The organism is Novosphingobium chloroacetimidivorans (assembly GCF_014204535.1).
Classification (GTDB): domain Bacteria; phylum Pseudomonadota; class Alphaproteobacteria; order Sphingomonadales; family Sphingomonadaceae; genus Novosphingobium; species Novosphingobium chloroacetimidivorans.
In genome coordinates, this window is sequence record NZ_JACHLR010000010.1 from 71,316 (window position 1) to 95,637 (window position 24,322).

At 60.1% G+C, this 24,322-nt stretch carries 19 protein-coding genes and 2 pseudogenes; 13 read left to right on the plus strand and 8 right to left on the minus strand.

All coding sequences use genetic code 11. The annotated features are described in order from the left end of the window. Positions 1 to 343 precede the first annotated feature (343 nt). The 7 genes and pseudogenes from HNO88_RS12525 (at position 344) to dnaA (ending at position 8,784) form a co-directional block, all read left to right on the plus strand. Complete coding sequence (locus tag HNO88_RS12525) at positions 344 to 1,465, plus strand: class I SAM-dependent methyltransferase (RefSeq protein WP_184245687.1); 1,122 nt, start codon at positions 344 to 346, stop codon at positions 1,463 to 1,465. After that, on the plus strand, positions 1,462 to 3,819 hold the full coding sequence (locus HNO88_RS12530; RefSeq protein WP_184245690.1) for a sensor histidine kinase: 2,358 nt from the start codon (positions 1,462 to 1,464) through the stop codon (positions 3,817 to 3,819). Before HNO88_RS12525 ends, HNO88_RS12530 begins: the two co-directional genes overlap by 4 nt. Further along, positions 3,816 to 5,057 (plus strand): hypothetical protein, encoded by a 1,242-nt coding sequence (locus HNO88_RS12535; protein ID WP_184245693.1) that lies wholly within the window; start codon positions 3,816 to 3,818, stop codon positions 5,055 to 5,057. Before HNO88_RS12530 ends, HNO88_RS12535 begins: the two co-directional genes overlap by 4 nt. A gap of 114 nt (positions 5,058 to 5,171) precedes the next feature. Further along, positions 5,172 to 5,377: pseudogene (locus tag HNO88_RS12540) on the plus strand (IS630 family transposase); the annotation flags it as partial. A gap of 576 nt (positions 5,378 to 5,953) precedes the next feature. Continuing rightward, entirely contained in the window at positions 5,954 to 6,895 is a 942-nt protein-coding gene (locus HNO88_RS12545; RefSeq protein ID WP_221419995.1) for a hypothetical protein, read from the plus strand. Positions 6,896 to 6,921: 26 nt separating this feature from the next. After that, positions 6,922 to 7,092: pseudogene (locus HNO88_RS23005) on the plus strand (pentapeptide repeat-containing protein); the annotation flags it as partial. Between the two features lie 228 nt (positions 7,093 to 7,320). Continuing rightward, positions 7,321 to 8,784 carry a chromosomal replication initiator protein DnaA gene (gene dnaA / locus HNO88_RS12550; protein ID WP_312857071.1) on the plus strand — a complete coding sequence of 488 codons (1,464 nt, stop codon included), beginning with the start codon at positions 7,321 to 7,323 and terminating at the stop codon, positions 8,782 to 8,784. Between the two features lie 325 nt (positions 8,785 to 9,109). Here dnaA and HNO88_RS12555 read toward each other — a convergent pair whose 3' ends face one another. Further along, the gene (locus HNO88_RS12555) at positions 9,110 to 9,781 is read right to left on the minus strand and encodes a hypothetical protein (protein ID WP_221419996.1); all 672 of its coding nucleotides are present in this window, start codon (positions 9,779 to 9,781) and stop codon (positions 9,110 to 9,112) included. Between the two features lie 202 nt (positions 9,782 to 9,983). Further along, complete coding sequence (locus HNO88_RS12560) at positions 9,984 to 10,460, minus strand: thermonuclease family protein (RefSeq protein ID WP_246381678.1); 477 nt, start codon at positions 10,458 to 10,460, stop codon at positions 9,984 to 9,986. 104 nt (positions 10,461 to 10,564) lie between these two features. Between HNO88_RS12560 and HNO88_RS12565 the strand changes: the two genes are divergently transcribed. From HNO88_RS12565 to HNO88_RS12575, 3 genes are all read left to right on the plus strand, one after another. Beyond that, complete coding sequence (locus tag HNO88_RS12565) at positions 10,565 to 10,930, plus strand: MucR family transcriptional regulator (RefSeq protein ID WP_184245706.1); 366 nt, start codon at positions 10,565 to 10,567, stop codon at positions 10,928 to 10,930. Between the two features lie 884 nt (positions 10,931 to 11,814). Further along, complete coding sequence (locus HNO88_RS12570) at positions 11,815 to 12,750, plus strand: hypothetical protein (protein WP_184245709.1); 936 nt, start codon at positions 11,815 to 11,817, stop codon at positions 12,748 to 12,750. Positions 12,751 to 13,572: 822 nt separating this feature from the next. After that, positions 13,573 to 13,854, plus strand: coding sequence for a hypothetical protein (locus HNO88_RS12575; RefSeq protein ID WP_184245711.1), 282 nt, complete (start codon positions 13,573 to 13,575; stop codon positions 13,852 to 13,854). 187 nt (positions 13,855 to 14,041) lie between these two features. On the opposite strand, the gene HNO88_RS12580 is transcribed toward HNO88_RS12575, so the two are convergent. Next, on the minus strand, positions 14,042 to 14,473 hold the full coding sequence (locus HNO88_RS12580) for a hypothetical protein (protein ID WP_184245714.1): 432 nt from the start codon (positions 14,471 to 14,473) through the stop codon (positions 14,042 to 14,044). A gap of 410 nt (positions 14,474 to 14,883) precedes the next feature. Between HNO88_RS12580 and HNO88_RS12585 the strand changes: the two genes are divergently transcribed. Next, positions 14,884 to 15,612 carry a helix-turn-helix domain-containing protein gene (locus HNO88_RS12585; RefSeq protein ID WP_184245717.1) on the plus strand — a complete coding sequence of 243 codons (729 nt, stop codon included), beginning with the start codon at positions 14,884 to 14,886 and terminating at the stop codon, positions 15,610 to 15,612. Here HNO88_RS12585 and HNO88_RS12590 read toward each other — a convergent pair. The 3 genes from HNO88_RS12590 to HNO88_RS12600 are packed head-to-tail and all read right to left on the minus strand — an operon-like array spanning position 15,586 to position 18,459. Further along, positions 15,586 to 16,440 carry an alpha/beta hydrolase fold domain-containing protein gene (locus HNO88_RS12590; RefSeq protein WP_184245720.1) on the minus strand — a complete coding sequence of 285 codons (855 nt, stop codon included), beginning with the start codon at positions 16,438 to 16,440 and terminating at the stop codon, positions 15,586 to 15,588. The genes HNO88_RS12585 and HNO88_RS12590 overlap by 27 nt on opposite strands. A gap of 1 nt (position 16,441) precedes the next feature. Further along, on the minus strand, positions 16,442 to 17,275 hold the full coding sequence (locus HNO88_RS12595; RefSeq protein ID WP_184245723.1) for an SDR family NAD(P)-dependent oxidoreductase: 834 nt from the start codon (positions 17,273 to 17,275) through the stop codon (positions 16,442 to 16,444). Next, positions 17,272 to 18,459, minus strand: coding sequence for an LLM class flavin-dependent oxidoreductase (locus HNO88_RS12600; protein WP_184245726.1), 1,188 nt, complete (start codon positions 18,457 to 18,459; stop codon positions 17,272 to 17,274). The genes HNO88_RS12595 and HNO88_RS12600 overlap by 4 nt, the downstream gene beginning before the upstream one ends. A gap of 225 nt (positions 18,460 to 18,684) precedes the next feature. On the opposite strand from HNO88_RS12600, the gene HNO88_RS12605 reads away from it, so the two are divergent. Next, positions 18,685 to 19,515, plus strand: coding sequence for an SDR family NAD(P)-dependent oxidoreductase (locus tag HNO88_RS12605; RefSeq protein ID WP_184245730.1), 831 nt, complete (start codon positions 18,685 to 18,687; stop codon positions 19,513 to 19,515). Further along, the gene (locus HNO88_RS12610; RefSeq protein ID WP_184245732.1) at positions 19,512 to 20,285 is read left to right on the plus strand and encodes an SDR family NAD(P)-dependent oxidoreductase; all 774 of its coding nucleotides are present in this window, start codon (positions 19,512 to 19,514) and stop codon (positions 20,283 to 20,285) included. The genes HNO88_RS12605 and HNO88_RS12610 overlap by 4 nt, the downstream gene beginning before the upstream one ends. Positions 20,286 to 20,733: 448 nt before the next feature. Here the strand turns inward: HNO88_RS12610 and HNO88_RS12615 are convergent, their stop codons facing one another. After that, positions 20,734 to 21,714 carry an Abi family protein gene (locus HNO88_RS12615; protein ID WP_184245734.1) on the minus strand — a complete coding sequence of 327 codons (981 nt, stop codon included), beginning with the start codon at positions 21,712 to 21,714 and terminating at the stop codon, positions 20,734 to 20,736. A gap of 524 nt (positions 21,715 to 22,238) precedes the next feature. Then, positions 22,239 to 24,167, minus strand: a complete 1,929-nt coding sequence (locus HNO88_RS12620; protein ID WP_184245736.1) for an AAA family ATPase — start codon at positions 24,165 to 24,167, stop codon at positions 22,239 to 22,241. Positions 24,168 to 24,322: the final 155 nt, after the last annotated feature.

A 24,322-nucleotide genomic window follows, 5' to 3' on the forward strand; every position in this document is an offset into this window, starting at 1 on the left:
GAAAGTTTGCTCTTCAGCTCTCCCATGCGCTGTCGCGCAATGTGGCGGCTTTCCGCACGTCGAACATTGGAAGCAGCCACAAAAAAGCTTCCCCCAGCGCAAGGTAACTGCTTCTTAGGCAAAAGAGGGACATCCTGAGTTCCATGGATGCTATGGGGGTAGCGGCTCTGCGATGTTGGTAATTGCTGATCCATCGACGCCAAGCGCAACAGCTTGGCAATATAATCGTCTGGGTTCCGCTCCATATTCTTCTGGCTGGACAGGCGCCGATGAACGCGAAGCGCGAATTCACCGCATCCACGCCTATCCAGCTCGCTTCCCTGCCTTCATCGTCCGCAAGGCCTTGGAGGTCGCGCGCGAACGCGGCCTGACGGTTCATCGCGTCGCCGACATCTTCTGCGGCAGCGGCACGGTGGCCTACGAAGCCGGCGCGCGAAATCTTGAGTTTTGGGGTTGCGACATCAACCCAGTCGCGACGCTGCTGACTCGCGTCAAATCGATGTGGTGCGATCCGCTGCTGTTCGAGGAACAGGCAGCGCGCATCACGACGAGGGCCAGCCTCGAATCCGCTGCTTCGTCGTTGTCAGCGCAGGCGACCGCCCGATTGATGCACTGGTACGCTCCGCATCAGTTTGATGGGCTTGTGCGATTGCAGAACGCGATCGCGGCCGAAGTAGGGGCCGATGGCGATGACGCACTGGCGTTCGCCTGCGCCTTCTCGGCGATCTTAAAGTCGGCGTCGCAGTGGCGGTTGCGGTCGGTCAAGCCATCTAACGATCCGAACAAACGGGCTATGCCCGTGATCGACGCGTTCCAGCGTCAGTGCCGTCTCATGGCGGCGGCTTGGTCGGACATGTCAGGAGTGCCGCGCAGGGACGCGACGATCATCCAAGGGAATCTGTTGCACGTCGATCCTCCGGCTGATCCGGTCGATCTCATCGTCACCAGCCCGCCTTACGCCACCTCCTACGAATATACCGACCTCCACCAGCTATCCACTTTGTGGCTTGGCTTCGCCGACGATCATCGGGCGTTGCGCGATGGAGTCATCGGCACCAGCAGTCGGCGCGCGAACCTAGCGCGCGCGTTGGAGGGGCTGAACGCGGTCGGGATGCAGATCGTCTTCAGCCTGTTCGGATCGAACCGGCCGGCTGCCGAGGCGGTTGCGACGTACTTTCTCGACATGCAAAAGGTCGCGTACCGCTGCCGTGACTTCCTGCGACCGGGCGGCATGGCAGTGTTCGTGATCGGCAACACGATAATGAGCGGAGTCCGTATCGATAATGCCAACCACCTTGTCGAAAGCCTGCTCGATGCCGGCTTCGTCGACCTGCGGGTGGTGAAGCGGCAGCTCACGAACAAGCCGAACACGCCTTATCGTACCGCCAATGGTCGGCTATCCTCGATGCCGATCGGACCCCAAGTCTATGCCGAGGAATACATCGTGATGGCGCATCGTCCATGAGTGCAAAGCCACTCAAGTTCAAACCCTATGCCCGGCTGCTGACGATGCTGGGCGATCAACTCATCCGCAATGAGCAAGTGGCGCTCTCCGAGTTAATCAAAAACTCCTACGACGCCGACGCTTCCTGGGTCAAAGTGACGTTCGAGGGCTTCGACCGCGACTTCAATGCCGGTCCCCAGGCCAAGATCATCGTCGAGGACGATGGTCTTGGTATGTCGGCGCACGTGATCGAGAACCATTGGGTCAACCCAGCAACCCCTATGAAGCTATTGGGAAAGAAGGGCGACAAGCAGAAGACCGCCTTGGGTCGGATCATCCAAGGCGAAAAGGGGATCGGTCGCTTCGCTCTGCTGAAGCTCGGTCGCGACATCACGATGGTTACGCGGCCGGCGGACTCGCCGACCGAGAATGTCGTGGAGCTGAAGCTGGCACAGTTCGACGAAAACTTCCTGCAAGGCGACCAAGCGATGTTCCTCGACGAGATCGAGCTGCAATTAGAGGCGCGCACGCCAGCGACGGTGATCGTCGAAGGCGAGGTGGATTTGGGGGGGCACCGTGCGATCCGAAGACCGCACGGGACACGGATCGAGATTTCTCCGCCGGTGGGCGCCTGGACGCGGGGCAAGGTCGAGAAGGTCTTCGAGGACCTGAGCCGGCTCCAGTCGATCTTCATTGGGCCGCCCGCCGAAGACGAGGCGCCCGAAGCGATCAAAGGCCACGACGTCGACGCAGGCGATGCCAGCGACCCCAAGGTAGCGACTGAGCGTGATAATGCGACGTCCAACGCGGCGGTCGAGCTGGACCTGCCGCGTAAGGACGACTTTGCTGTCTATATCTACCGTAACAAGGTCTATGAACCGCTCGGGTCCGACCTGCGGGAGCGCCTGAGCGTCCTTCTCCAAGAGAACACCGTATTTCGGATTGAGGGTCGGTTTGACGAGACCAAGGAAGCCTTCGAGTTCAATCTGGATGGCCAGCACCACGAGCTTGCACTGGTCGACGCCGAACTGACGGGTCTCGCCGTCTTCCGCGAGTATTTAAAGCGCCGCGGCCTCAATCCCGGTCAGGCTGAGCTTCTCCGCACCATGTGCGGCTCCTTCGGGTTTTCATTCTACGTCTTCGATTTCAGCACCGATGCCAAGGGCAAGCTACAGCTCGACAAAGCGGATAAGGATCTTATCAAGAACCACCGCATCTATCTTTATCGCGACGGCATCAGGGTCTACCCCTACGGCGATCCGGACGATGATTGGCTGCTGATCGACGTACGTCGTGGCACTGTGCGGGCGAGTGAGTTCCTGAGCAACGATCAGGTAGTCGGCTTCGTCAACATCTCGCAGGCTGAAAACGGACGCCTTCGCGACAAGACGAGCCGTGAGGGCCTGGTCGACACCGGGCAGGCTGTCGACGACTTTCGGTCGCTCCTTCAGACCTTCCTCGCCTGGGTGCGGAAAAGCCCCTACAACCTCTATCGCCAGCGCACGAAGAAGTCCGGTGATGTCGATGTTTTCAAATCGGGCAAGGTTCAGTCACTAATCGATGAGGCGGTGTCCGCCGCCTCCGCAGAAGATGTTCCGTCCCCGGTCCGCGAGAAGATCACCGAGGCAAATCGGCAATACAAGGCGGAGCGCCGGTACCTCGTCCAGCGGGCCGAGAATACCGAGCATCTCGCTGGCGTCGGCTTGTCCGTCGAGGCGGCCTCGCACGACCTGATGCTGGCGATGCAGCGGGTCATGGCGGCGATCGACAAGCTCATCGTCCTTTGTGACGGCGATGCCCCACTCGATCGCGAAGCCCTGAGTGCGGAGCTATTGGCGATGCGCGGCCTGCTGAGCTTCATCCAGTCGCAGCTTGCGGACATGCAGCTTCTGTTTCGGTCGACGAAGCAGCGCCGTAAGGACATCCGCGTCCTCGACCTTATCGAGAAGGTCACAAAAATATTTGCGACGCTCTTGCAGCGTCACAAGATCGAGGTTCGACTGGAAACCGTGGGGTCGCCGCTCGTCGCCAAGACCACTGATGCGGTGCTGCTCCAGCTCCTCCTCAACCTCTTTGATAATGCGATCTACTGGCTACAGGCCGCACCTCAACCTCGCGAGATCGAGATCATGCTGGACGGCAATGAAGGTGTGCTGACGTTCGCTGACAGCGGTCCTGGCTTCCGCGAGGAGGACGTGCCCTACGTGTTCGAGCCGTTCTTCTCGGGGAAGGGTGAGGATGGCCGCGGTCTTGGCCTCTACATTGCGCGCCAGCTTCTTGAGCGACACGAATACACGATCGAGGTCGCGACCAAAGAGCAACGCATTCTCAAGGGCGCGAACCTAATTGTTTCCTTCGTCAAGGGTGATGCATGACCGCAATCGTTCCACACCTCTTCAAGGGCATCGCCGTGGTCATCGACAACGGTATCGGAAAGGAGGACGCGATCGATCAGATACTCGCGAGCATTAAGGCTGGGGGTGGTCACGCGATTGGGCTGACCGAGCGCCCCGCGACAGACTATGACCTGGAGCATTTCTCCCACGTCTCGTTCTTCATCATGGATTGGAACCTGGCCAACGATGGCGGCGAACCGCTGGAAGCCGGCATCAGACTTCCGGGCGGACTGCACGAAGCGATGGTGGCAGACAACATCGCTTTCCTGAAGCGGCTAAGCAAGAACCGCCACGCGCCCGTGTTCATCTTCACCAATGAAGACCCGGGCGACGTTATACATGAGCTATCGACCGATCCGACGCTCCATAAAAGTGTGCAGGAGTCGCATATCCTCGTGCGCCGAAAGGTCGACGTTACCGACAAGCTCTACGAGGTTTTGGAGGATTGGGCGCGAAACACGCCGTCGGTTCTTACTTTGAAAACATGGGAGAAGAATTACCTTCGGGCCGCAAATGACTTGTTCATCGACTTACAGAATCGCACGCCCTACTGGCCGGTACTGTTGTGGCAGACCTTCGGCGAGGATGGCGTGCCCCCTAACGTCGAGATGAACCGTTTGCTCAACCGATTGGTGGAATCGCGCTCTGAGTTGCTCGACCTTGACCTCGCGCCCTTTCTCGAAGTGGTGGAGGAACAGCGTAAGAAGGACGAGGACTCGTACCGTGCATCGATGCACAAGGTGCTCGAAGGTGAGCGCTTTCTTCGTGACGAACGACTGCAAGAGGGACTTTACGCACCCGGCGATGTGTTTGCCTTTCCCGTGCAAGAAGGCAAGATGTCGTTTTACGTCAATGTTCGCGCAGAGTGCGATTGTCTTCGCGGAAGCAACGACATGCAACTCTACCTGCTTCAGGCCAAGCGTGTGGACGATGTTGAATCAAAGATCGATCATAAATTCGGGACGTTCACCAGCGAGAAGGATGGTGAAGCGATCATCTTCGCGATGATGGATGGGGATACCTACTCGATCAAGTTCAAGGACATGAAGATTAAGACCCTCAAGGTGATGAAGAAGGAAGAGGCAGTCCGGGTCGGCCGGCTGTTGCCGCCCTTCATCACGCGCGTCCAGCAGCGATACGCTTCCTATGTGCAACGCCCGGGTATGCCCCGGATTCCGTCGGCGCTCTACGCGGCTAAGGAGGAACAGGTCGCCTAAACCGTGTAAAAGCGTTATCAGCCCAACTTGGTCCAGACTATGGTAGTCGACGGGTCACTCAGGAAGTGGCAGATTATATATCGGCCCCTCCATCGGGCAAGAGGCATGTAGGACGCGGGCGCATTCCTGCGCTTCTTTCCGCCTCATAGCCCGAACTTCAATCTGATCGAAAGAGCGTTCGCCCGCCCCAAGGCCATGCTCAGGAAAGCCAGTGAGCGGACCGTCTTCGGCCTTCGAGGTCTTATCGGCACACTCGTCGATCTCTTCCGGCCCGACGAGTGCGCCGATTACTCAGTTCGTGCGGTTACGGCCCACACTAATTAGAGTTCGCTGTAGCTCCGGGCGATCGTTGAACTTACGGTCAGGGTCATTGCGGCCCGAGCCTTTTATCTTGGCAAGTGTGTAGCGCAGTCAGAACGAATGTGCGAGCCCGGGGGGGGCGGGCCGGGAAACTTCTCTCAGCTCTGTCGGTGCTGTTAGCGGCAGCGCCAGGCTTCAGGTGTGACGCTGCCGGCGTACATACAATCACTCTTCTTCTAATCCGCTCAGCATCCGCCGAGTGCACGGCCTAGAGAGATCATGGCTAGAAGGGCGCTTAGTAGAAATTCGATCCACAACATCTTTGTACTCCTTCGCTTTCTTGCCCGCTTTGGGCGAACGAGATCTACCGCGCCGTGATTTGCCGCTCCAGCTTGAAGGGTGGTCCTAATCCATCGCTGTGTCACTCTGTAAGGCCGCCCCGAACTGTCATGCAGCGGTTTGCTGTTAACTGCACCGGTCAAGGTGCAGCGAAGGACGGGAGAGCGTCACACGAAGACGAGATAACGCGAAATGGTGCTAAACGGCTGGCTTGACGATCGTGATCCTGACTCTAGGATCCGTGTGCGAGGAGTTCTATGCGCGAAGGACGCAAAGTTTACCGATCTGAAGATAAGATTCGCAGTATGTGCGAAGTGCTCTATCGTGCCCGAGAAATCGTTAGATGCGATCTGAAAAGGCTCGCGGAGAAGGCACAGATAAACTACTCCACTCTTCGATCGGCGGCCAAGTCGGGTAGTTTTTCAGCTGATATTGAGGCAGCGTTAGCTCAGGTTTGCCGCTTCGACATCCAGAGTGCGGCGTGGGTCGATGATGACGTTCCGAACGCTGTTCGCGCTCAGCTAACACGGGCCGGCTACAGGGGAAGGGATACGCCAGAGCGCTTCCAAGTCATGCTAAATGACTGCTGGGCAAGCACATCTGTTCGGTTCGAAGCGCGCCGGCGCAAGTATAGCTCGATTGATCCGCATATGGCTTATCATGAGCTTTCTGATTGTGGGCAGTCAACATCGGCCGGAGCGGAGATGCCGTTCATTTTCAATTGCCACTTCGAGCCGTTCTACCATCATAGCGGTATTCGATTTGGCTTTCGCAAGGCGAAGGTCTCGCTTGATATTGCCTGCGAGTGCGGCGCTCGAGCTGAGCAGCGGCTAGGCCATCCCGAGCCAATCGCTCTTCGCAACGCGGAACTGGTTGGCTGCAGCATGAAGCAACGACTGAACTGGGTCATTGAAAGGCAAGACGGCGCCGACGCGATTCTCGAGGGTGATTACGCCACGCAAGATGAACCCTTGGTAACTGTTGCTGGGTTTGTCGACGGTACAAGCTTAGCCTCCCGCCTTGAAGTGAATTTATATGATCGTACAACCTGTGTGGCCGACGCCTCGGTCACGGTTCATGGTAATAAAGCACAGATAATCGAGCAAATCTTTTCGAAGCATATACCCGCTGTTCAACATCGCAATGGTTGGATTATATTGAGTGAACAAGAGAGCGTTATTGCAAGGTACGAGGGATGAGGTATCTAGACGACAGCGCATCGGCAATGATTGATCGCGTCCTTGCTGCTAATACCGACAATTTTGTTGAATTGGTCGCAGTAGCAGGTCTTGATCCCAAGAATGACTTCCGTGGTACGCTCTTGCGTAATGTCGACTTCGCTAACTGCGATCTCAGCTCTTTCGATTTTACCGGCACCTGCTTCGAGATGTGTCAGTTTACGGGAGCACAACCAAATGGCCCTAACTTCGCGGATGCAACCTTTTCCCAGTGTACTCTTCTTGAAGGGCATTCGCGTCGGGGGCCAGGACGTAGCATGGCAAGCCCTCGGCTAATAAGCTCGACGAGCCTGCCGCCAACGAACGAGCATAACTCAGATTTCCCCAGTCCGCGACGCAGATCGTCGTATTTGTCACGCGCAGTAGGTTCGGTTGATCACCAATTTGTGGACGAACTACGCCGTGAAGAGGCGCTCTACCTCGACTTGGAATGGGCTGACATCAGCAAGGGACTGCGCAAGGATCTCGGCCCAGAGATCCACGGGCAGTGGATAAAGCCAATCCAGCTAGGCAACTACCACCCGGAGAGCGGCACGCTAGATCTCTATTTGCCGACCGAGTTCAGCGCGAACTGGGTGCAGGACCGATTTGCGGATCGGCTCTCGCTTGCGTGGAAGATTGCGCGGCCCGACGTGCGGCGCGTGCGCATCTTGGTAAATCCGGGGCGCAAGCAGCTGCCGGAGCTGCGCCTGGGAAATGCAGGTAATCCGCGCCGGCCAGCGAACGACTCTGCCGCAGCAGGCGATCTGCGTATTGGGGCGACGGGGAGTGGCGCATTTGGAGCAGGTATAGCCGAGGTTGACACGTCACAGACTTTCGCGAATTTCGTCACCGGAGCCAGCAATGTGTTGGCCGCCAACGCTGCGCAACTTATGGCCGCAGTGGCTACGCCGCAGTTCTCGCCGCTCTATCTGAAAGGTGCAACAGGCCAAGGAAAGACGCACCTGCTCCATGCGATTGGCCATGCCTACCTGTCGGCGCACCCGCATGCGCGCACTCTGTATTGCTCGGCCGAGCGCTTCATGGTCGAGTTCGTCCAGGCACTTCGTCAGAACCAGATGATTGAGTTCAAGTCGCGGATGCGCGACTTCGACCTGCTGTTATTGGACGACATCCAGTTCATCATCGGAAAGGCTTCGGCGCAGGAGGAGCTGCTCTACACGATCGATTGGCTGCTTCAGGAGGGCAAGCGCCTAGTCTTCGCCGCGGACCGTGCGCCGCAAGCGCTTGACGGAGTCGAGCCGCGCCTCCTCTCGCGCCTGTCGATGGGCTTGGTCGCCGACATCCAGAGCGCCGACATTGAGCTGCGCCGCTCGATCCTAGAGAGCCGGTTGACGCGCTTCGCCTCGGTCAGCGTGCCCGCCGAAGTGATCGAGTTTCTCGCCCGCACCATCAACCGAAACGTACGCGAGCTGGTCGGCGGCTTTAACAAGCTAATCGCCTACGCCCAGCTGACCGGCCAGGCCGTCTCGCTCAAGCTTGCTGAAGAGCAGCTCACCGAAATACTCTCGGCCAATCGTGGCCGCATCACTATCGACGAGATCCAGCGCACCGTTTGCCAATTTTACCATATCGATAAGACCGAGATGAGCTCCAATCGCCGCGCCCGTGCCGTAGTGCGTCCTCGCCAAGTGGCGATGTACCTGTCCAAGGTCCTCACTCCGCGCTCCTACCCGGAAATTGGCCGCAAATTCGGCGGTCGTGACCACTCGTCAGTGATCCATGCTGTACGCTTAATCGAGGAGCTATGCACACGTGATCCTGGCTTCGGGCAAGAGGTGCGTTCGCTGTTGAGTCTGATTGAGGGGCGGCATTGGGACGACCCGTCCGAGAATTCTACTGGTTCATGACCTTGAAGGTTGCGGCCACAACGGAATTGTCGAGCAATCTACTAGATGAACATCATCCAGGCGATGATCGGAACGGATCATCTCGATTGAGGATCGTGCTTCCATTCTAGGCGTCCCGTAGCCGGTATGGTCGCCCGAGAGCTGCCGCGCGCTTACCTGAACGAATGTCTGAAGTTGGGGAGCGCAGTTGCTGTCGTGAATGACCGCGAGTGGGTCTCCGCCGCTGCAAAGCTGCCAAGCAGCTAGCGCCCAAAAGGAGGCATGTCGGAACCCATATGATCGCGGAACAGAGGCAATGAGAAAGTTCTCGGGAGCCGGGACGTTTTCAATGCGGCTTGACGAAATCCCATGACGACTGCCATTTCGTCGTTCGAGGTATAATGATCATCTCCGCCTTCGGACTATTTGAAATCACATTGATAATGTAGCTCCCTCGAGTCAAACGGTAATCTATGACAAAGGTCAGTTCGCACGGAATATGGCCTGCTGGGTGATCCGGTGTGATCAGAGTATTCGGCGCCGAGTAGCTTGCCACTTCAACTGTACGTACGCCTGTCGCTGCTGCAATCCGGTAATGGCCATCGCTATAAACTGCAAGCGACGCGAAGCCGCTGTAACGTGGGCTCCCAACAGCAACCTTCGCTTTTCCTGACTTTGTCAAAGCATCAGCGCGTCCACCCCCTTCCATCGGAAAGATGATGGAGCCCTTCTTGCCCAGCGCAAGTGGCGCAAAGCTTGATGTAGAAGGCGACTGCTTTGCAGATATCAGACTCGCAGGATCACTATATTCTCGCAGGACCTTCAGCTCCTCCGGAATGTGGCCGAAGCAATCCTTCGTACCGTACCTACCCGTACGGGGCACGTTCAAAACATCGTGGACAAATGCACTCATCACAAGCGCAGTGAGAATGCTGACGACGGCAAAGAATCCGAGCAGGTTAAGCCAACGAGACATGCGCCATGATGAAGTTACGAGTATCTCCGGTGCAAGACACATAGCGTCCGCCTTCACATTTAGGTCACGCCCATCCACAACCGTTTGCGGCTTTCTAGAAGCGGTCGGTCATCCAGGTGAACGAGCGGCCGACTTGGGAAGCGGGCAAATCATTGTGAGCGTCTAGGATTGGGTTCGGGCCGCAGCAAACCGGCCAGGCGGTTCGCGCCCATCGGATGCGCTCAGCGCGATTAATCGCCTCAGTTCAAAAAACATCCCGAGGACAAGTTCGTGCGACGTTCAGCCCATCATCCCACTCGGCCTTGTAGATCACCTGTTCGTGCCTGAGCTGCCAGCAGGAGAGATCGCCCTTGTCACCTGCCACCATCGCGAGTGTCCGTCCGTAATCATCCTGCCCCACCCGCTTGATGGTAAGCTCGCCAATCATCGCCGCCCCTAGGCTGCTGGTGGACGCGTAGGGATCGCCAGGTGCACAATTCCGTCCGGATCGGCAATGACCCGGCAACTCGGGAGCATCAATGCCCAGCAAGCGAATGCGCTCGTCTCCGCAGCGTATGGTATCGCCATCAGTGACCGCGCAGCCGCCTATCGTTTCGGCGTATCGCACCACTGCGGTCTCGTTTGATGCGGATTGCTCCCAAAGGGTGAGCGCGAACGCCGCACTGCCGCCAAGTGCGGCTGCGCCAAGGAATGCCGCGCCGATCTTCGCTACGGTCTTCATCTTACGCTTGCGCCGATAGTGGGGCAGGCCTGCTGCGGACCAGGGGGAGGGCGGTGGTCGTCTCATCACGGTAGCTTGGCGTCTTCCTGCTTAACGGCCTACCAATGCCGCATGTGCGATTTAGACGAGAAGCAGAGTTGAGCGACCAGCATTGGACGATCCATGAGGATCACCTGATCAGCTTAATCGACGGGAAGCCTTACAGGCTGCTGGAACGCCACCTCTATAAGCACGGCTACACTGCTGAGAGCTACAAAGAGGCATTCGGCCTCACGTCTGACTATCCGATGGTCCCAGCCGAGTTCGCCCGTCGGCGATCGATCCAAGTTCGGCAGATTGACCATAGCAATCGCTGGGATCCAATCACGAACATGCGACTGGGTGAACGACGAACTCTCGGTGTTCCATACCGTTCACGCCTTGATGGGCCTAGGAAACCGCGAATGCCGTCCGATGTAGAGCACGACTGAGGCGAGCCGGTCACCGGCTCAGAATGGCCGAGCAAAGCGGCCCTTCCGCTCACGCCTAGAAGGAGACGTTAAGCAGTGCATGGCAGAAGGTCGCCAACGCCGACGAGCACGGAACTTATGCTGAAATGCTTAGACATGAGAGCCGCAGAAGGCGCACCTTCGAGGAGTGGCAAAGAATCGAGGGTGAACGGTTTGCAAGGCCTCGATGGCTGTCCATTTTCCATTTTATAGTTCTCCCGTTGTTTGTTGCTCTTCTTCCAGTCGGCGTCATCAGCCTTGGCATGAGCGTAGTGTTCTTCTCACGGGGCAACATAGGCGGGGGATTTTTCATGCTATGGCTTAGTTTTTGCTTTCTTTTCATGTCCTCCGTTATGTGTTGGCAAGCATGGGTTTCTTGGAAAACCAGAAAGTCCCCACTCGCGGTCATTACAAGTGAAGGCATCTTCCTGCCTTTCAAACGACCCGAGTATGTCGCTTGGGATGAGGTGCAAGCTGTGGGTGCGTTCTACTTGAAAGGGACTGCGTTCCTCGACCTCACGCTCAATGATCCAAGGCGCACCTTTGGGCGTCGACGCGGGTGGTGGCACGGACCTTGGCGCGATCGAGTGACGTTGAGGATTGAGTCTACGTCTAACCCGCTGCTGCAAGCAGCACGCGATGCCCATAATCGATCAGTGGTGACGGTGGGCGCGTAAAGTGCAGCCCGCCTCCTCATCACACCTCTGGCGGGAATGGCAGCTAGCCACCACGTTTGGTGGAAGCTGCCCGGTAGGAGCCGCCCAATGTCAGTCGTTAATCGGTCCAAGATCGTTCCTTGATAGCAGCCGCGGTGAAGCAGCATACGAACAGGCGTCCCGCGGTCGTCCTCTAGATTCGAGAGATCAATGATCCAAACCATCATCGTCTCGGTAGCTCTTACTTTCGCAGGAGGCGTAGGGACGCCGGCCGCTGAAATGGCCGCCCGCCTCGCTTGGGTACAAGAAGTTAAGTCCCTACTTCCGTTCACAAAGGTGGCGGATCGTCCCGCGGCCTTTAGAAATTATGCCGCTACGCTCGTTGATATCGGGCTGTGCGACACGGCAAAGGAACTGCTCCGAAGCCACACGAGCTTTGACGCGGAACTAGTCAGTACCGTGATGGATCACGCAACATCTCTAGGTGAAGCGCGCTGCGCAGCATCATTAGCCCAGCTGGTGCTGTCCCGGCTGACATCGTCGACATCCAGAAGTCCACTGAGGCTTGCAGAACTCCAGATGGCGGCAGGGGCAGCGATCCAGGTTGGCGGCAATCGATCACTGGGAGCGACGGTCATAAGCAGTGCTGAAGCGAGTCTTCAGGCCGACAAATCCGCTTCAACTCTCACGAGCGACCAGGCGAGCACGAAGACGCTTTGGATCGCGAGAGCGGGTATCTTAGATATCTACTCGGGTACGCCGTACTATGCTCCCACGCTCGCCCAATACGGACAGGAACTTGCGTCAGGTCTTTCTCGCTCGAAAACTTACCTTCCGCTTCCGATGATCCGCGGCTTCGCAATGCGATTTGGGGCAAGCGACCGAGCAGATCTTGTCGAACTCGTTGCGAGCAAATTGTGGCCAGCTGACAGGCAGGAGATTGTCCACGCAGCCAGCTTGGCGCGCAATCCTGAGATGGGCGAAACATTAGGCAACAAGCCGAAGCCTCGATGCGGACAGAGCCTAGGCTCGCTCGCCTCCCAACCGCGCAGTTCGGAAAGGCGAGAAGGTTTCGAGAGGATCGTGGACCTGACGGTTCAATCCGGCAGAGCAGCAGTCGCTGCTCGATGCTCCACGCCTCGCTAAGGAAGGATGGGCCGGCGGAACGACCGCTTCCCATCCCGTCACGCCCATCCACGACCGTATCCGGTTCCCTAAGAGCAATCGGTCATTCAGGTGAACGAACGGCCGCAATTGGGAAGCGGGCAGGGCGATGTCAGCGTCCGGAGCTGGGTCAAGGCTAAGGCACTGGAAATTAGCATGCCTGCGCCGGTCATGAAAGTGGCGCGGCGGCTGACGCCCACAATCCCGCTCAGCGGTGAGTGGACCTTGGCTTGTGACCTGCCGGTCCTTCTGCCCCCTTATCCATTCGACTTCCGTTAGCTCGATAGCTAAGATTCGGATCATGGGTAGTGTGCACAAATTTCAGCGTCCGCCGAAGAACGAGCAACAGTTTTAGGGCTATCGGCCGACCGCGCCAAGTGGAGCGAAGCGCGGGAAGTTGGCGGGTTGGCAGCTGCAGGGTTGGCAGAAGACTTCAATCGCCTGGTTGGCGCTTGTGCTCTTTGCTGTTGGAATGTGGGCAATAGGCAAGTTACTGTAGCGGCAGTTGCCGCGCGTGCCGGCTCGCAGGCATCCAGAACACACGATCTCTCCCGTTCACTGCTGATTGCATGCTGCCTCCAAACTGCTCGGCAAAGCTGCATGAACGGTAGCTTGTGGGAAGCGCGTCATCGCCGCTGAGTGGCGGCAAGTGGGTCGCCCCTGCTGCAATGCTGCCGGGCAGCTCGCGCCAAGAACTGGGCACTCGGCGCAGGGCTCAAGGCGATTAACCGGCAGCTAAGAACTGCCGTCTAATCACAACGGATGTTGACCGCTCGGCGATCTAGAAGCATTTTTTCAGCGGCCTTGAGCGCCCTCGTGACGGCTTGTGTTATCTACCTTAGCGGCGGCAGTCATGTAAACTCTGGCGCTATTTTCCTCGGGCTTATCATGGTCTGGAGCGGTTGGAACGGCCTGTTCAATCTGCTCTCATTGTGGGTTGGTCGGCAGGACGAAGCCCACTGCGCCGACTATGATGACGAAGGCGCACAGGCTGCTCGAATGATGTCGCCTCGGCTTACCACTGTCCTTTCCGGTGTATTTTGGTTTAACAGCGGCCTTATGATGATGGTCGAATTGAATAGTTAGCATCGGCTCACCCCTCCGTCACACCCACCCACGACGGTGTGCGGCCTCCCAGAAGCGCTCAGTCGTTCAGATGAATGGATGGCAGAAGTTCGAAGGCAGGCAGGGCTGTCTGACCGGCCGGAGCTGGGTCCTGCTGACCAGACAGGGAAGGGCAGGTGTCGCCCAACTGTGGACGCTCAACGCCGCATCACAGTTCACCCGTATGAGCCGTCTGCCAACTGTCCAATATGGGTGCCCACCAATTTGGAACGGACTTGCTGAGGTCTGCAGGTTCGAAGAAGACTACGACGTCGGAGTCGCCCGGTTTGCCATGAAAACCTTGGAAGGTGCGTAATGCTTCAACAATAAGGAAGTCGCTTCCAGTTCGACCGAGCCCGGAGAATTGTCCGCGTAAGCAACGTATCAAGTAAATCGCCAGTTTATGAGCCGCTGGATTGCGCCTTATACATTCTTCCACGAAGGCAGGTTCCCAAGCCGTGCTGAAGTGGATCGCCTGTCCGTCGGCACGAGTGATCTTCCAATACTCAATACCATCAGGGCCGCCCCCTTCGGCAAACAGTTCGTATCCTCGCTCGTGGTCGACCGTGCGTCCTGCGCTGCTATCTGCGACAAAGGCCATGAAGCCAGATTAACGGCAAAAACGGCTGTGAGGAACCCACAGCAGACAGTCCGCTAACCACCACTTCCACGTCGTTCAGCCGGCACAATCGGGTGCCGAAAAGCGGCCATCAAGTACGATTAACAAATGGCAGCTTGTGGGAAGCCGTCGAGCGCCGCTAAGCGTCCGAGAATGGGTCTCCCTGCGAAAGGGCAGCCATCAGCTTTGATCGTAAGGACATATGCGATCGGTGCAATGTGGATGGGCTGAAGAGCGTCCACTCCTCCGGCCGTGCGGCAGCGTGGTGGCGCTTGCGCGACGATGCTAAGGCTGATCGTTCTAGCCCATGGTCCTGGATCAAGATGTTGTCAGATGCACCCAAGCCCACCAAATCCCCCACCGTGGTGAAGCGACCGGGAGAGCAGCGTAGCTTGTCGCGGTCGGCAACGCGGGCGCTGGATGTGCTGGAGCTGTTCGGAACGCGGCGCTGCCCCTTGCGTGCGGTCGAGATCGGCGCAGCGCTCGATCTCAATCCGTCCTCCACCAATCAGATGCTCAAGACCATGATCGGTTCGGGCCACCTGGTGTTCGATGCCCGCAGGAAGACCTACCTGCCGTCAGCGCGGCTGACCAAGTTCAGCCGCTGGATCGGCGTGCTGTATGGTCCCGGTGCGGATGTCGGAGATTTGCTGGCCGAGGTCGGCCGGCGGACGAACCTCGTCGCCACGGCATCTTCGCCGAATGACTTGTTCATGCAGATCATCGATTCCGCCATTCCCGAAGGCGCCACGGCGGAACGGGGCCTGCGGATCTCGATCTTCGGCTCGGCGGTGGGTTCGGCTTACCTGTCCACGCTGGATGATGCCGACATCAAGCGGCTTATGGTACGCGCGCGCTTGGACGAGGCGCGCATGCACGCGCTGCCCAGCGAGGTTGCCGCGGTGCGCGCGCGGGGCTTCGCGCAAGGGCCAAGTGCGGACGACCGGATCTGGTCGATCGCGCTGCCGCTGCCTGCCGCAGTCTTTCAGGTGCCCACCGTGCTCGGCATCGCCGGACCGTACGAAGCGGTTCGCGAGGATGCTTCGGCTCTTGTCGAGATGGCACGCAGTGTCATTCTCGATCGGTGCGGGCGATCATCGGAGGCCGGCGAGGAAGGATAAGGTAGCGGCCAGGACCGCGGGTGAACCGGGCAGGTCCAGGCCGCGCGTCACTGCAACGTGATCCATCCCGGCAACCTCGTGGACGGTCGCGGAGCGCGATGCGGCGGTGAGCCGTCGGTGGAAGGCCCGGGCGTCATCGAGCAGCACCTCTCCAAGCCCGACGCTGATGTAAGTGGGAGGAAACAGCGCGGGATCGCCAAGCAATGGCGAGGCCAGCGGATCGGTTGCAGGATGGCCTTGCAAGTACATCCGCGCCGCCTCGATTGCCGAAGCCTCAGAGAACAGCGAGTCTGCCTCGGCATTTGTCTGGTAGGAGGCGCTGGTGGCACCCAGATCGAGCCACGGCGAGTGCAGGACGAGGCCGGCAATCGCGAGACCGTCCTGCGCGCAGAGCTGCGCCAAGGCCGCCGCGATCGCTCCGCCCGCGGAGTCGCCGGCGAGGATGAGGGGGCCTTGCGAGGCGAGATGCCTCACGACGCGCATACCGTCGTTCAAGGCTGCTGGGAAAGGCGCCTCCGGGGCCAGGCGATAGGCTGGGCAATAGACGGCGGCGCCTGACGCGTGCGCCAGGTCCGCGGCATAGCGGGCGCAGAATTCAGGTGCGCCTTGCCGGAAGCCGCCGCCGTGAAAGTGGACGATCGTGGGGGCGTCCGAGCTTGGTTGCCCGAACCGGATCGTGCGAACTCGCGCAATGACCTCATCGGCTTGCCCTGCCACGCTCGGCAGGGCTCCGCCGGCGATCGCGGCGGCCAGCATGTCGCGCTTGCCCTGCAGCTCTGCTGGAGCGGATTGGCCCGGGCGTTCGGGCAGCGCATCCGGATGCGTCACGCTAGGTTCCGGCCCCAATCGTCTGGCCATGCGGCGCCGGCAGCTTGGTGCTGAACCCGCCCGCCGCGATGTATCCGCCGTCTACCGCAAGCGTCTGTCCGGTGACATAGGTCGCCATGTCGGACAGCATGAACACGACGGCGTTGGCGATCTCGTCCGTGGTGCCCCGCCGCCTCATCGGCACGTTCGCCATGCCTTGGGCTTCCCGTTCCGGGTCTCCCAGCGGAATGCGCGGGGTCACAACGCCGCCGGGCGCGACGCAGTTGGCGCGGATGCCATGGGGTGCCCACTCCTGCGCCATGGTCCGCACGAGATTGACAAGCCCCGCCTTGGCCGCCCCGTAAGAGCCGTGGTTCTGGGCGGAGCGAAGGCCATCCACCGAGGCGATCGTGACCAGCGAACCCGGTGCCCCACGCGCGATGAGGTTGCGCGCGAACTCGCGCGCCGCGATGAACACATAGCGCAAGTTGCGATTATGGTCGGCGTCCCAAATCTCGATCGTCATCTCGGCAAGCGAGCTCCACGCCGCCATGCCGATGATCGTGACCAACCCGTCGACCGGCCCGAACTCGCGCTCCACTTGCGCAAAGGCAGCCGTCAGCGAAGCCTCGTCGGTCACGTCGGCCTGGACGGCATAGGCGCGCACGCCGAGCTGTTCGACATCGTGCTTCACCCGCTCGGCCCGCGCGATCTCGATATCCAGAAGCGCAAGGTCGGCGCCCAGAGAGGCGAGCAGCCAGGCGGTTGCCTCGCCGATGCCCTGGCCGCCGCCGATGATGAGTATGCGCCGGCCTGCGAAGCCAAAGAGATCGCGCTCCACTGCGGTCCCGCTCATGCGGCCTGCCGATCGGAACGCAGAGTACGCTCGGTGTCGCTGATCTGTTGGCCCAGGCTGGCGGCTGCGCGCGCCGCACCGCGCTTCTGCAATTCCGGCATCACACGCGTGCCGAGCAGCTCGATCGACTTCATCACCGCTTCATGCGGCAAGTATCCGAAGTTCAGGTAACACAGGAGCTGGTCCACGCCGATCGCCTCCCAGCGCAGGAACTTCTGCAGGCATTCGTCGGGCGTGCCGGCGATCACCATGTCCTCCTGGTCGAAGCGCTCAATGTCGAAGTCGTTGCGGACCTTCGCTTCCAACAGCGGGAAGGCATCGGCCTTCTGCTCGTCGGTGAGATGAGCCATCTCCCACTTGAGGTGGAACTTGGCCAAGCCTTCGTACCACCACCACATCGATTCCCAGACGCGATTGGTGGCGAAGCTGTCGCGCGATTCCGCACAGTGGACCAAGGTGTACACGCCGACCTTGTTGGTGTGCACGCCGGTCAGCGGCACCGCCGATTCCTGCGCAGCGCGATAGGTCTTGATGATCGAGGCCAGCTTGTCGAGCGGCTGCATGATGGAGAAGCACAGTAGTCCGCAGCCATTCTCGCCCGCGATCGTCGCGCTGCTCTCAGTGGCGGCGGCCATCCATGCGGGCGGGTGCGGGTACTGGTAGGGCTTGGGTGTCACCATCCGCTTCGGGAACTTGAGATACTCGGAGTCCTCCTCGTAGTACTCCTGGTCCCACATGCCGACGACCGTGCGCGCGGCGGCCCTCATCTTGTCCTTGCTGGCGGGGATGTCGACGCCAAACGCGATCTGCTCCATCGGTGTCGAGCGGCCCATTCCCCACACGGCCCGACCGCGCGAGAGCACGTCGACCGTCGCGACCTTCTCGGCAACGCGCGCGGGGTGGACGAACTCGTGTGGCATCAGCGAGACGCCGAAGCCCAGCTTGATCCGCTCGGTGATCTGCGACAGCGCTCCGAGCACGGCCTCGTTGCACGGCATGTGGCTGCGGTTCTCGCGGAAGTGGTGCTCCACCAGCCAGACGGTGTCGAAGCCCACCTTGTCGGCCAGGACGATCTGCTCGATGTTTTCCTTGTAGACACGGCGCTCTTCAGTGCGCTGGCCCCAGGGATGTTCGCCGGCCCAGGGTTGCGGAACATCGAACTCGTAAAGGAGGCTCAGGTCCATAGTCGTCTCCCGATCTTGTCTTGTTACAAGATTGCTAGGCGCCGTTGATCCGGCACTGCAATTCAAAACGACGCCTTGGGCGTAAATACATCATTACGGAAAACGAGCTGCGTATATACGAATTTGCTCGGCGGATCGGCCTGGTGGCAGAATGATGATTGACCATGCGCCCCCATGACCGCAGCCTTGTCTCGAAAAGCTGAAGACCGATCGAGAGGATGTGCCATGCAGATCGAACCTGTCGCCCAAGAGGCGCCGGAAAGAGCTATCGTCCGGGAGTTCGACCTGAGCGGACGCACGGCCGTCATCACCGGGGCGGCATCGGGCATCGGTCGCGAAACGGCGCGCCTGCTTGCCGAGGCCGGCGCGCGCACGCTGGTCAGCGACGTGAACGAAGGCGGCCTTGCGGAGACGGTGAGGCTGATCGGTAAAGCAGGGCGCCCCGCGATCACGCAGGTGGCCGACGTCTCCCGCCGGGCGGAGATCGAAGCGCTGGCGGACCTCGCCTTGGCTAAGACGGGTCGCCTCGACATCTGGCTCAACGTGGCGGGCATCATCGTTCATCGCCCCTTGCTCGAGGCGCGAGAGGATGAAGTGGATCGCCTGCTCGCGATCAACCTGAAGGGTGTCTACTGGGGCTGTGTCGCCGCTGGGCGGGCGATGAAGGAGACGGGCGGCTCCATCGTCAACTTGTCCTCCAGCGGCGGCGAGACGGCGGTGCCGGGCCTGTCCCTCTATTCGATGTCCAAGGCCGCCGTGAACATGCTGACGCGCACGGTGGCAAAGGAACTCGGCCCTTTCGGCATCCGCGCCAACGCGATTGCACCAGGTTGGGTCGACACGCCGATGGGCCTGCACAGCTTCCGTGATGAGAGCGGCGCGATCGATCCCGGCAAGCGTGAACTCGGCCTCCAGCAGCGCGCCCAGGCTTCGCCGCTGGGGATCACCGGCACCACGCGCGACATCGCGCTGGCCGCCCTCTACCTCGCCTCGGATGCTAGTCGCTTCATGACCGGGCAGATTCTTCGTCCGAACGGCGGAGTGTCGATGCCATGAGCGTTCAACTGCGTGTTCAGGGCAAGGTCGCGCTTGTGACGGGTGGCGCGCAGGGCATCGGTGAAGGGATCGTCCGCAAGCTCCTGGAACACGGGGCTGCCGTCGTCATCGGGGACATCCAGCAGGAAAGGGGCGCCGCCCTTGCCCTGACGCTTGGAAGCCGAGCAAACTACCTAACGCTCGACGTGACCGATCCCGGCAGTTGGTCGACGTGCATCGAGAGGGTGGTCGCGCAGCATGGCGGCATCGACATTCTGGTCAACAATGCCGGCGACGGTACCGGCGGTCCAATCGAGCACCAGGATGTGGCGCGTCATCGCGCCATCGTCGCACTCAACCTCGACGGAACCTGGCTGGGCATCCGCGCCGCCGTACCGGCGATGGCAGCACGGGGCGGCGGATCGATCGTGAACATGTCGTCGATCGACGGGCTCGCCGGAGTCTCGGGCCTCAGCACGTACGTGGCGACGAAGTTCGCTGTCACCGGCATGACCAAGGCCCTTGCGCTGGAACTTGGCGACCGCGGTATTCGCGTCAACAGCGTACACCCCGGCATCGTCGAGACAACGCACGACCGCAAGATGCCGGCAGCGGCGATGGAACGCCTTCGATGGGCGATCGATCGTCAGCCGATCAAGCGCATGGCCAAGGTCGAGGAGGTCGCCAGTGCCGTGCTGTACTTTGCTTCCGACGAGAGCGCGTACTGCACCGGCTCGGAACTGGTGGTCGATGGGGGCCACTTGGCAGGCCCCTACCGAGATCCGATTTGATATGCACTTCCGCAGCTTGCGCGTTCCTTTCCTTCGAATGTTGCGGTTCGTTGATTGCTTTGGGAGTTGCAGACACGTCCCAATCTAAGCCGCCTGCGTGACCTCCTTCCGTCATTCGGACGGCTGACAAGCGATATGAACGAAGGTCTGCTTTCGATGAAAGGAGATGAGGTCGTGAACGTCTACTTCTGGGTCACGTCAGAGCGAGCGTGGCCGGTAGCTCGCGACCAACTTACGCCTTCCGTGGCTACGCCCTCAACGGCAGTTTCTGCCAGGAGGCGCGGTCGAGTGCTTTCTTGACTAGCCACCAGAGTGCGCCAAAAATAAGCCGCTAGCTGTCGGTCAGCTCACGCGAGCAGATTTTCAAGGCGATAGCTAACGTAGCTCGTAGCCTCTGATAGCATAGATGCCGGCGAAGGCCGTGCCGGCTGCAAGCGGCTCCGCTCGCCTAGTTCCAGAGCGCACTCGCTTCCCAGCCCAGAGGAAAGCCAGAGTTGCCGACCGCAACGCCCGGGATCTCAGGAAATGTCGCGAAATGCGCTTTGAGATGATCTGACCACTCGATAGCGGCATTTGGGTCGATGATCCGGAGCATATACTGCATGATTGCGGCAACGGCGTAGAGCCGGCTGTGCGCGAATGAGTCCTTGGCGAGAGGCTCGAGCAAGGCAAATTCTCCAGGCCTTGGCGGAACAGGCTGGTCGGCGGGAGAGCGGTTCCATAACCGCGAATGATGCGCAGCCACGTTGCGAATATGGTTGATCGCGCGCAACCAGCTAGGGAGGAGCGGCCGGCGAACAACGCTGAGAGAGCTGGCCAGTTGTTGCTGATCGGCAACTGTCATGCCCCCGACCAACTTGGATAGCATGCCAAAGTCCCATACTTCGATGCTAATCCACAAGGGCAGTGGGCCGCCATACTTCGCTCGGTAATGCGTGGTGAATTGTTCCTTTGAGCGCTGCTCATGGTCATCAAGTCTGGCAAGCCAAGCGTGAAATGGTATCACCCCAGTCCGAGGGTTGGGCTGGGTCGCGAACTTAGGGTAAAAATGGCCAGCCTGGCGGTGCGCCCAGGGGCCGCGCGGCCCGAGCAACAGCGCTACCGAAACGCGTATGGCGACCTCGATCCGCTCAATCGCCTCAAGAAACAAGGCGCGCAGGCGACGATCGAATTCGGCAAGCCCAATTGCTTGGTCAAGCGTCGCGCCGAGCACGAATTCGTCAGAGTAGACGATCGCGGGCTTACCTGAGCCATCGAAGCCAAGCGCGGATTTGCGCAAAGGATGCCAGTAGCCGCTGAGACGATAATAGCCATATTGGGCCAGCAACCGCTCCGCGGTCGCGTGGTCGCCGATATCGAGCCCTCGGCTTTGCAATAAGGCGACCTGCCCGGGAATGTCGAGAAAGGATTTGGCATAGGGCAAGGTCATACCGGCTACCCTAAACGAAAACCGGCCCGCGCACACCCGAGGGTGTGGGGGCCGGCCGTGTTGCTCATGATATAGACGCGACGGGTAGCCGTTTCAACAAGAAGTTGAACCGCTGTCACCCCGCCACCTTTTGCATCGCCTTGCCCTCCAAATGAAAATACCGACGGCGGCTCTTTCTCTGATTCCCGGTTCATCAGCGGCTTGCGATAGATTCTTGCTGCCAGGTGTTTCCGCGCCGGCGGAGAGCCAGCTCTGGGCACTGCCTCTCAACATATCATGTGGAACGGCATGAAGATTTCACAATCTGGCGTTCGGTTGCGGCGGCGGTCGACCAACTTGCGTCGTTCGCGGGTGGACCTAGAGCGTTAGCTTGCGCCAAAGCCCGCGATCCGCTCCGCGTGGCGTCGCGTGCCAGCAAAGCGCACCAAGACCGATCGCTCACTGACCGATGGTAATCGATTGCAGGTAGCTCGGCCGTTTTTCACTTGGCGCACTGCCGCAACAAGGGCCTGTGTATAGAGTCCCTAAGACTGCTCCTGCGGAGGTGCAGCGTTCACCGCAGTGGAGACCGTCTGTGCGATTTGTGCGAAGTCGCCCTTTCGGCGCCGATCCAAGATCGCGCGCCGCGGATCGGCGTCAAGTAGGTCCATAAGTTGATATGCGAGCTCGACCTTGTCGATCCGCCGTCCCGTCGACGCCTTGAATGCGGCTTCCAGTGCCTTCATGCGGCGGTCGCTCGAAAGGCCCCCACCCGGCAGGAGGTTGGCGGCCGGAAAGTGGCGGGCGACGATCGCATTAGCGGCCTCGAGGAGCAGACCTGGATCAACGAAGTCCTCAAGCAGGAGCGCCTTCCGGCCCAGGCCCTCGACGATGACGATCCGGTGGGACGGGATGCCTCCGTCCGCAAGCACCTTCGCGATCTTGCGGCCGCCGTCGTCTCCGTCGACCAGGAAGGCAACATTGTCAGCCTCCGCCGGCAGGATGGGCGCGAGCGAGCGGGCAACCGACGAGAGACCGGGGACGAACTGGAAGCCGAGTGTCTCCGCGTTGAGCGCCTCGCGGAACATCGTTGGGTAGAGCAGCATGTCGCTGGGACCCTCAACGCAAACGGCACGACGTGTTGGGAAGAAGGCCATCGTTGAGGCGCCCAGACCGATGAGGAGAGGCGCGACGCCGCCGCCCCGCTCACTCCAAAACTTATTGACGATCGCACTATGCGCCTTTTTCGTCGCTATCGGCTGCACCAGCCTGACGCCGTGCCCAAGGTCCTCGGGTAGGCACCCTGCGGAGTGGGTGGTGTAAACGACTTTCGAAGCTATTCGCTGCCGCGCGAGCATCTGCACGAGGTCCGCCTGCGCGTTGTAGTGCAGGCGCTGCTCTGCCTCGTCGATGAGTAGGATCGGGTTCTTGGCGTCCGCCTTGAGCGTGAAGGCGTGCAGGGCCACGAACTGACGAAGGCCGTCGCTGCGCTCGGCCAGGCGAGTTAGGCGCTGATCCTCGTTCAGGACTTGGACCTCAACGAGCGTGGGCGACAGCCGGAGGGATACCGATATGCCGGACTGTCGCCAGGCTTCCCTGAAAACGATTTCGAGCGACCGGTTGGCGCGACGCTCAAGGGTGGCGAGTTCGGCAGTGTCGCCTGCGTTGGCCGCCGCCAACACGTCGCCAGCTTTGAGATCAGCCGCGGCCATTAGCGCATCGAGCGGAGCGGGCACCTCGGCAGCTAGGTCCGGCATGGCGTAGGAGGATTGGAGACTGCGCGCCGCCTCGTCGAAAACGAGGAAGGTCGGAACCAGCGGATGAAGGGTGTCAATCGCGCGACGCAGCGGGGCGGGGCGCTCTTCAGCTTCAACCGCGTGGCGCCAAAGGCGTACGGCGCTGCGCAGCGTCCGGTCCTTCTCGACACCGCTGTCTAATCCGCCGATCAAGTCGGCTGCGGCCTTGAGCCTATCTAGCAGCGCGGCGTCAATCTGAGACTTGGCTTCTGCGAGCGCGCCAGCCGTTTCCAGCAGGGTTTCGTCGCCGTCGTCGTCAACGATCTTGAGCGCTGCCAAAATTCTTGGGCGCGCGAGGGCCGCCGCGGTCGCCTCGGCAAGGCCGGCTCTGTGCGAGAGGTCCTTGTCGGGCGGCGTCGGCTCCACCGAATAGCGCAGTTCGCCATCGCTCTTCTTGTGCACTCGGAACCAGCTGGGGGCGGGCAGGCCCGCCGCCTCTATTTCGCCTTCGTCAAGAAGGAAGCTGGCGATGAGTTCGACCTCGTCTGGAGACGCTCCCCGCGCGACATCCGCGGCCGTGAACGGGTTTCCGTCGTCGAGCCGCTTCAATGCGGCGAGAATGGTTGACTTCCCCGCCTCGTTGGGACCCACTAACGCGACCAACTTACCATTTGTGCGCAGTGTGGCCACATCGCGGAAGCGCCGGAAGCCGCGAAGCGAGACCGAGAACAGTTCCATCAGATCGTACTGAGCACTTGGGCGAGGTGGGCGCAAGAGCCTCGACAGCAGCCTTGAAGTTCACTTCGCGCTCTTGATTGCTAAACGTCGCCCGTATGTAAGCGGCCCAATTTTCCGTCGTTCGGTGATAACGGTTGTACAAATGCCGGACCTCG

Bases quoted from the DNA above. Each gene is read 5' to 3' on its own strand.
- HNO88_RS12560 (WP_246381678.1), bottom strand. From the start codon at position 10,460: ATGAAGACCGTAGCGAAGATCGGCGCGGCATTCCTTGGCGCAGCCGCA.
- HNO88_RS12530 (WP_184245690.1), top strand. From the start codon at position 1,462: ATGAGTGCAAAGCCACTCAAGTTCAAACCCTATGCCCGGCTGCTGACG.
- HNO88_RS12535 (WP_184245693.1), top strand. From the start codon at position 3,816: ATGACCGCAATCGTTCCACACCTCTTCAAGGGCATCGCCGTGGTCATC.
- HNO88_RS12600 (WP_184245726.1), bottom strand. From the start codon at position 18,459: ATGGACCTGAGCCTCCTTTACGAGTTCGATGTTCCGCAACCCTGGGCC.
- HNO88_RS12615 (WP_184245734.1), bottom strand. From the start codon at position 21,714: ATGACCTTGCCCTATGCCAAATCCTTTCTCGACATTCCCGGGCAGGTC.
- HNO88_RS12545 (WP_221419995.1), top strand. From the start codon at position 5,954: ATGCGCGAAGGACGCAAAGTTTACCGATCTGAAGATAAGATTCGCAGT.
- HNO88_RS12555 (WP_221419996.1), bottom strand. From the start codon at position 9,781: ATGTGTCTTGCACCGGAGATACTCGTAACTTCATCATGGCGCATGTCT.
- HNO88_RS12595 (WP_184245723.1), bottom strand. From the start codon at position 17,275: ATGAGCGGGACCGCAGTGGAGCGCGATCTCTTTGGCTTCGCAGGCCGG.
- HNO88_RS12605 (WP_184245730.1), top strand. From the start codon at position 18,685: ATGCAGATCGAACCTGTCGCCCAAGAGGCGCCGGAAAGAGCTATCGTC.
- HNO88_RS12620 (WP_184245736.1), bottom strand. From the start codon at position 24,167: ATGGAACTGTTCTCGGTCTCGCTTCGCGGCTTCCGGCGCTTCCGCGAT.
- HNO88_RS12610 (WP_184245732.1), top strand. From the start codon at position 19,512: ATGAGCGTTCAACTGCGTGTTCAGGGCAAGGTCGCGCTTGTGACGGGT.
- HNO88_RS12580 (WP_184245714.1), bottom strand. From the start codon at position 14,473: ATGGCCTTTGTCGCAGATAGCAGCGCAGGACGCACGGTCGACCACGAG.
- HNO88_RS12565 (WP_184245706.1), top strand. From the start codon at position 10,565: ATGCCGCATGTGCGATTTAGACGAGAAGCAGAGTTGAGCGACCAGCAT.
- HNO88_RS12570 (WP_184245709.1), top strand. From the start codon at position 11,815: ATGATCCAAACCATCATCGTCTCGGTAGCTCTTACTTTCGCAGGAGGC.